We start from the raw sequence: 3,480 nt of genomic DNA, 5'->3' as shown, positions 1-3,480 counted from the left end.
AAATAGCCTAAATAGGCTGATTCGATGTGTTTGCGGGAAAAAAATCGGCCCAGATCCGCGAAATTTTAATCAGCGAGTCAGCTTGGGAAGAAATGACCTGCTTATTCGCACCTTCCCTAGAGTGCAATATGGTGTGCCTGAATATAAAACTGGCTCAATACATACTTAAAAGTGGTAGTCGTTAGAACTAGACTGTTAATGATACAATTCTCCTGTTATTTTATTTTTATAAAAGGTCTCAAATATGCTCAAAAACAGATTTTCTTTATTGTGTCTTGCTGTGGCATCGTCACTTACTCTTACTGCTTGCGATGTAGTTGATGCTGCCTATGACGAGACTTTAAATGATAATGCACCCGAAATTGTAATAGCTGGAGGATTCAAAATTGATATCCAAGGTAATGCAGTTCCGGTTGAGGGATATGATAATTGCTCTTTGAATACTCTTCAGGGAAGCGTTGATACGGATAAATCAAATTGTATTGTTCTGGATAGAACACGTAAAAAAGTACCGGTTCTAGTTCATTTGTCATCCGGTCCCGTCAAAGAAGAATGGAAGATCGAGCACCAGGTTGAAAAAACCAAATCCGGCAAAAATTTCATCCAAACTCGTATGATTAGACCTGACGGTAACTTTGTAGTGCCTGCATCCTCAGAACGAGGGATCTTTAGTGGCAAACATTACAGTCAAGCCAGCTAAGTCAAGTCTATCCGTTCAAACAGAAAAAGGTTTCTTAAAAATGACGTTATCCGCTGCATTGCAAGGCACTTTTAAAGAGATGAGGAAAGACAATACAGTAGGCATCACAGTTCAAACTTGTTCAGATATTTTTGACAGCAATGTTCCTCCGGCTTATGTTTTCTGGCTTTATCGTCTCAAAGCGGGAGAAACTTTGCCGCGCGGAAGGTTCTTCAGAAAAAGAAAGCCAATCATCAATGTTATGGCAGTTGTTCATGATGCTGCATTCGAAAAATAACTGCGCTATCAGGAAAGTTACTTTTATGAACGTAATTGCAGCTGGAATTTTTTGCTTTATTTTTTACCCTACAGCTTTCGCTTATGCTTGTTATAAAAAGAGATGGCTAGAGTGGATTTTTCTTACTTTAATTATAATTTTTGCTTCTGCCATTTCGATTCAACAATACAATGAAGCGAATTTTGTAAGTGAGTTAAATTACCCTATGTTTATCTCCGCCATATATGGCCTGTCACTGGCATGGTTTCCTTTTCCGATTGCTTATGTTGTTCTGCGCTTCCTTCTTGATGATTTACAGCATGAGTACCCTAAACAGTGAGCAGATTTTAAGACTCATGAACAACATCGAAAGCACGAAACAGTCTGCACAAGGAAGATAAGGAGTATTCTTAGCAAGATATCTTTGTACCTGAAGACATAAAGCTGGCATCTTTTTCCTTATAGAGTGTATTATGATTAAGTAAATCCTTATCAAAGAATTAGAAAGTGAGGTCGTATGTCTGAAGCACTCAAATCGTTAAACAATATTCGTACTCTTCGCGCCCAGGGCCGCGAGCTGCCTTTAGAAGTACTTGAGGAAATCCTCGAAAAGCTTAATGTCATTGTTGATGAGCGTCGTCAGGAAGAATCATCCAAAGCTGCCGAACTGCAAGCTCGTCAGGAGAAACTTGACGCCCTGCGTAAGTTAATGGAAGAAGATGGTATCAACCCGGAAGAGCTGCTTGGCTCATTCCAGGCCAAATCTACGGCTACCAAGAAAAGCCGTGAACCACGCCCGGCCAAATACTCATTTACTGATGAAAATGGCGAAACAAAAACGTGGACTGGACAGGGCCGTACCCCCAAAGCTCTGGCAGAACAAATTGCAGCCGGTAAAAGTCTTGATGATTTCCTGATCTAACTTTTGCCACCAGTTTTGATAGAGGCCACTTCGGTGGCCTTTTCTCATACGGAATCAATTTCAGGTACAGAACATATGAAAAATTCAGAACCTAAGAGCTGTGATCCCTATGTGGACAGTTTGATTAGAAATGCAGATGCAAAGGAAGCCAGGTCATTTCTCAAAATATTGAAGCCCTTACCATTCCTTATCGTTATCATCGCTGTATTCTTTTTTTGGGTATCGTTTTCCCGTTTATTATCCCAGGTCGCGTAAAACCTTTTTAAAGACTCTTCTTTACCAGATATGCTCCCTCACCGGGATGGTTTCAACCTCTTCAGTTTCCCATATTGGCAAAACCTTCAGGAAATAAGACGATACCCTCCACGCTTTCCATTAAAGCGGGATGACGACGCCCAGTTCTTACGACCAGACTCCACGTTTTCGATTAGGATGCCTTTGGGCCCTTCTAACGAGGCCACCTCAACAACTCGCACTTTCCGGATCAGTCTTGGATCCACTTCTTCCCAGATCTGGCCAACTGTAATATCTTTTTGGGTTTGCATTTAATCTCTCGCTGTCATTTAGTGAACAAGACTAATCCTCGCCGTGGTTCAGCTTATGGCTTTATTTACGCTGACGATCCTTAGCCTTAAATTTTTGCCATCGTATCCGAAGGTTTTCGATGTTAACCGGAACCTGCATGCGTGTCGTCTCTATCTCATTCCCATGCCATTTCAGGAGATCATCATCCAACTCCCGGGCCTCCCGGCTGAAGTAAATTTTCATAGTGTCAGGGTTTATGGCGCAATGGTCATTGTCGAACAGTGTATGGATATCACGGCGAAGTAAAATTCCGTTCGTTACGTCGGGAATGCCTTCTTCATGACGTGGCGTTAAGTGCGCGGCCTCAGTACGCCAGGGGGACCTTACGCCGGTGACAACACATCGCCCGTAGCAATTCAACCTAACATCCCGGGCGAAAGGACCTTGGTCAGGACTGGTGACAGAAGTACATTCCTGGCCCTCTTTGTAGATACGCTTCGGGAAGTCGATAGTGGTTTGAGCTGTTTGGGAAAGTGACACATACGTAACCCCTTTGTATCTCTTTATCCCACCATTAAAAGTGGTAGGAATCGAGCTGGTTATGGCCACCAGTTTCACATCGCCCATTTCGACGATCTTAAGGCTCTTATTAGCGGCTACATGTAACTGGATGAATTTACCTACGTACACATCATGGTTCTCATCTTGTCTTTCAACACACAGAACGACATGGTCGAAGGTTCTCTTGTCAGAGATTACCCAGTTGCCGGTTTTCACACGGCCTGCTTCACTCACCCCTGCGGTAAGATCGGGTATGAGCGTCCCCTGCATGCCGTCAGTTCGAATTGAAAGAATTTCACCCGATAAACCCAGCTCTGCAAGCTCACTAATAAACGGTCTTTTCATCCGGCTTACCGGTTTTGGCTTCGTCATTTTCATCTTTGCTGTAACACCTCAGGGCACTGTTGCAAAGTTAGCGATGAGGCAGCCTTTTGTCTTATTCAAAGGCCTTACATTTCAAAAACTCTGCTTACCAGGCGCATTTCGCCCAGGGGATCACCATAATAAAATGCTGAG

5 protein-coding genes are annotated in these 3,480 nt (G+C 43.1%); 4 read left to right on the top strand and 1 reads right to left on the bottom strand.

Translation table 11 applies throughout. The features are described 5' to 3' along the window. Nucleotides 1-244: 244 nt before the first annotated feature. From ACJBF3_RS25885 to ACJBF3_RS25870, 4 genes are all read left to right on the top strand, one after another. Nucleotides 245-700, top strand: coding sequence for a hypothetical protein (locus tag ACJBF3_RS25885; RefSeq protein WP_000916941.1), 456 nt, complete (start codon nt 245-247; stop codon nt 698-700). Then, nucleotides 672-977 carry a hypothetical protein gene (locus tag ACJBF3_RS25880; RefSeq protein ID WP_223152485.1) on the top strand — a complete coding sequence of 102 codons (306 nt, stop codon included), beginning with the start codon at nt 672-674 and terminating at the stop codon, nt 975-977. Before ACJBF3_RS25885 ends, ACJBF3_RS25880 begins: the two co-directional genes overlap by 29 nt. A gap of 25 nt (nt 978-1,002) precedes the next feature. Beyond that, nucleotides 1,003-1,296: a hypothetical protein gene (locus ACJBF3_RS25875; protein ID WP_001100635.1), complete on the top strand. Its 294-nt coding sequence runs from the start codon at nt 1,003-1,005 to the stop codon at nt 1,294-1,296. Nucleotides 1,297-1,473: 177 nt separating this feature from the next. Continuing rightward, nucleotides 1,474-1,878: an H-NS family nucleoid-associated regulatory protein gene (locus ACJBF3_RS25870; RefSeq protein ID WP_001287391.1), complete on the top strand. Its 405-nt coding sequence runs from the start codon at nt 1,474-1,476 to the stop codon at nt 1,876-1,878. Nucleotides 1,879-2,484: 606 nt separating this feature from the next. On the opposite strand, the gene ACJBF3_RS25865 is transcribed toward ACJBF3_RS25870, so the two are convergent. Further along, complete coding sequence (locus ACJBF3_RS25865) at nt 2,485-3,342, bottom strand: HNH endonuclease signature motif containing protein (RefSeq protein ID WP_000784387.1); 858 nt, start codon at nt 3,340-3,342, stop codon at nt 2,485-2,487. Between the last annotated feature and the right edge of the window lie 138 nt (nt 3,343-3,480).

The organism is Enterobacter sp. PP-008-ECC_S150 (assembly GCF_045257065.1).
GTDB lineage: Bacteria > Pseudomonadota > Gammaproteobacteria > Enterobacterales > Enterobacteriaceae > Enterobacter > Enterobacter chengduensis.
This window is presented reverse-complemented; position numbering and strand designations above follow the sequence as displayed.

Coding starts and splice junctions, on each gene's coding strand:
- ACJBF3_RS25885 (WP_000916941.1), top strand. CDS start 245: ATGCTCAAAAACAGATTTTCTTTATTGTGTCTTGCTGTGGCATCGTCA.
- ACJBF3_RS25875 (WP_001100635.1), top strand. CDS start 1,003: ATGAACGTAATTGCAGCTGGAATTTTTTGCTTTATTTTTTACCCTACA.
- ACJBF3_RS25870 (WP_001287391.1), top strand. CDS start 1,474: ATGTCTGAAGCACTCAAATCGTTAAACAATATTCGTACTCTTCGCGCC.
- ACJBF3_RS25865 (WP_000784387.1), bottom strand. CDS start 3,342: ATGAAAATGACGAAGCCAAAACCGGTAAGCCGGATGAAAAGACCGTTT.